The sequence below is a fragment of the Streptomyces sp. NPDC059456 genome, assembly GCF_042750055.1.
Classification (GTDB): Bacteria; Actinomycetota; Actinomycetes; order Streptomycetales; family Streptomycetaceae; genus Streptomyces.
Genome location: NZ_JBHYVA010000823.1, coordinates 1 through 3362 on the forward strand (window position 1 = coordinate 1; position 3362 = coordinate 3362).

At 75.2% G+C, this 3362-nt stretch carries 3 protein-coding genes; 2 read left to right on the plus strand and 1 reads right to left on the minus strand.

The window, feature by feature from the left end; translation table 11 throughout:
• On the minus strand, positions 1-460 hold a 460-nt coding region (locus tag ACFXA3_RS39075), incomplete at its 3' end, for a hypothetical protein (protein ID WP_385195576.1).
• 287 nt (positions 461-747) lie between these two features.
• Here ACFXA3_RS39075 and fmt point away from each other — a divergent pair.
• Positions 748-1692, plus strand: coding sequence for a methionyl-tRNA formyltransferase (gene fmt / locus ACFXA3_RS39080; protein WP_385195579.1), 945 nt, complete (start codon positions 748-750; stop codon positions 1690-1692).
• Positions 1693-1802: 110 nt separating this feature from the next.
• Complete coding sequence (locus ACFXA3_RS39085) at positions 1803-3263, plus strand: RsmB/NOP family class I SAM-dependent RNA methyltransferase (protein WP_385195581.1); 1461 nt, start codon at positions 1803-1805, stop codon at positions 3261-3263.
• The last annotated feature ends 99 nt before the right edge of the window (positions 3264-3362 follow it).

The following is a 3362-nucleotide window of genomic DNA, read 5'->3' on the forward strand; positions in this document are numbered from 1 at the left end:
CCTCGCGCACCGGCTGCGGCGGCACCGAACGGGCCGCCGGGACGGTGGGCAGCGGCCCGAGGGTCCGGGTGGTCGTACCCTCGGCCAGCGGCTCCGCAGACTCCGCGGCCTGGGCCCGGCGGGCCCCGTACCGGCGGTGCACGGCCTGCTTGGTGACGCCGAGCGCGGAACCCACCGCGTCCCACGAGAAGCCGAGCGAGCGGTCGAAGTCCACTGCTGCGGTCACCAGCGTCTCGACGCTGTCCCGCAACTCCTGCGCGAGGCGGACGGTGGGTGCGGGAGCCCGGCCGTAGACGACGAAGCCCGTGGAGGGACCCGAGCGGCGCGGGCGGTACACGTTGCCGAGCTGGGCGGTGAGCGTACGCAGAGCATCCACCTGCCGGCGAACCCGCTCGATGTCCCGCACCAGGAGGTGCAGACTGGCCCGTGCTTGGGCGTCGTGGGTGGCGTGGTCGGCCATGAAGAAGCCTCTCGAACCGGTGCTGAAGAGCGGATCGGGCCGCAGACACCGTTCTGATCGCAGCGGCCCGGTTTCGGTCAATCTCTCTTGACCAACGCGCCGAACGGCACGGAAGTCACGCTCCGGGGCGTGTCGGCATATGCGAGAGGCGCGTGTGTGTGCGTACGCCCCCTGACGGGGCGCCAGGGGCCGCCCGGCCGCCCGCCGATCGGGCCGGGGAGCCCCCTCCGCCCCCGGGACCATAGACTGGTGCGCTGCTGACAGCCGAGATAGCGAGGTAGGACCCAGTGAAGCTCGTCTTCGCAGGCACCCCCGAGGTCGCCGTGCCCGCCCTGGACGCCCTGATCGCCTCCGGGCGCCACGAGGTCGCCGCCGTCGTCACCCGGCCCGACGCACCGGCCGGCCGCGGCCGCAGGCTCGTCGCCAGCCCGGTCGCCGAGCGCGCCGAGGAAGCCGGCATCGAGGTCCTCAAGCCCGCCAAGCCGCGGGACCCCGAGTTCCAGGCCCGGCTGCGCGCCATCGACCCCGACTGCTGCCCCGTCGTCGCCTACGGCGCGCTGCTGCCCAAGAGCGCCCTGGACATCCCCCGCCTCGGCTGGGTCAACCTGCACTTCTCGCTGCTGCCGGCCTGGCGCGGCGCCGCGCCCGTACAGCACTCGATCATGGCCGGGGACCAGGTCACCGGCGCCTCCACCTTCCTCATCGAGGAGGGCCTGGACTCCGGCCCCGTCTACGGACACCTGACCGAGGAGATCCGGCCCACCGACACCAGCGGCGACCTGCTGACCCGCCTCGCCTTCGCCGGCGCCGGCCTGCTGGCCGCCACCATGGACGGCATCGAGGACGGCACCCTGCGCGCCGTCGGGCAGCCCGCCGACGGGATTTCCCTCGCCCCCAAGATCACCGTCGAGGACGCCCGGATCGACTGGACCGCCCCGGCGATGCGCGCGGACCGCGTCGTCCGCGGCTGCACCCCCGCCCCCGGCGCGTGGACCGTCTTCCGCGGCGAGCGGCTCAAGCTGATCTCCCTCGGCCTGGTCACCGACCGCACCGACCTGGCGCCCGGCGAACTCGCCCCCGCCAAGAACAACGTGTACGTCGGCACCGGCTCGCACGCCGTGGAACTGCTCTGGGTGCAGCCCCAGGGCAAGAAGCCGATGCGCGGCGCCGACTGGGCGCGCGGCGTACGGATCGCTCCCGGCGAGCGGGTCGGCGCCGCGGACGTACGCTGATCCGTACCGGCATCCCGTTCGGATCCCCGTTCGGATCCCCGTTCGGGTCGCCGAACGGGCACCGGCCCGCAGTCAACAGCAGCACCTCGTAAACCCGGAGCACCTTTCACGTGAGCGAACAGTCCCGTCCCCCGCGCAGCGCCGCAGGCCAGCGGCAGGCCAAGCCGTACCGCCGCCCGAAGAAGGACCCCGTCCGGATCCTGGCCTTCGAGGTGCTCCGGGCGGTGGACGAGCGCGACGCGTACGCGAACCTCGTCCTGCCCCCGCTGCTGCGCAAGGCCCGCCAGGACGAGAACTTCCAGGCCCGGGACGCCGCACTGGCCACCGAGCTGGTGTACGGGACGCTGCGTCGGCAGGGCACGTACGACGCGGTCATCAGGGCCTGCATCGACCGGCCGCTGCGGGAGGTCGACCCGCCGGTCCTGGACGTGCTCTCGCTCGGCGCCCACCAGCTGCTCGGCACCCGCATCCCCACCCACGCGGCGGTCTCCGCCAGCGTGGAGCTGGCCCGCGTGGTGCTCGGCGACGGGCGCGCCAAATTCGTCAACGCCGTGCTGCGCAAGATCGCCGCACACGACCTCGACGGCTGGCTGGAACGGGTGGCCCCGCCCTACGAGGAGGACGCCGAGGAGCACCTCGCCGTCTACCACTCGCACCCCCGGTGGGTCGTCAGCGCCCTGTGGGACGCCCTCGGCGGCGGCCGGGCCGGCATCGAGGACCTCCTCGAAGCCGACAACGAACGCCCCGAGGTCACGCTCGTGGCACGCCCGGGCCGGTCCACGACCGAGGAACTGGTCGAGGCGGTCGGCGAGGACTCGGCACTGCCGGGCCGCTGGTCGCCGTACGCCGTCCGGATGGCCGAAGGCGGCGAGCCGGGCGCGCTGGAGGCCGTCCGCGAGGGCCGCGCCGGCGTCCAGGACGAGGGCAGCCAGCTGGTGGCCATGGCCCTCGCCGCCGCGCCCGTCGAGGGCAGCGACGAGCGCTGGCTCGACGGCTGCGCGGGCCCCGGCGGCAAGGCGGCCCTGCTCGCCGCCCTCGCCGCCCGGCGCGGGGCGTTCCTGCTGGCCTCCGAGAAGCAGCCGCACCGGGCGCGCCTCGTCGAACGCGCGCTGGCCGGCAACCCCGGCCCGTACCAGGTCATCACGGCCGACGGCACCCGGCCGCCGTGGCGGCCGGGCACCTTCGACCGGGTCCTGATGGACGTCCCCTGCTCCGGCCTGGGCGCGCTGCGCCGCCGCCCGGAGGCCAGGTGGCGCCGCCGCCCCGAGGACCTGGAGGGCTTCGCCCCGCTCCAGCGCGCCCTGCTCCGGGAGGCCCTGTCTGCGGTCCGCGTCGGCGGGATCGTGGGCTACGCCACGTGCTCGCCGCACCTGGCGGAGACCCGGGTGGTCGTGGACGACGTCCTCAAGGGGCGCGGCGCGGGCGCCTCGCCCATCGAGGCCGAACTGATCGACGCCAGGCCGTACATGGCGGGCGTCCCGGCCCTGGGCGACGGCCCGGACGTCCAGCTGTGGCCGCACCTGCACGGCACGGACGCGATGTACCTGGCCCTGATCAGGCGAACGGGGTAACACGGACGCGGTGGGGGCGGGGGCGGTGCCGGCGGGGGCGGGGCGGTTCCGGCGGGGGCGGGGTCGGCGGGGTGGGGCGGGGGACGGTCGGGCGCGGGC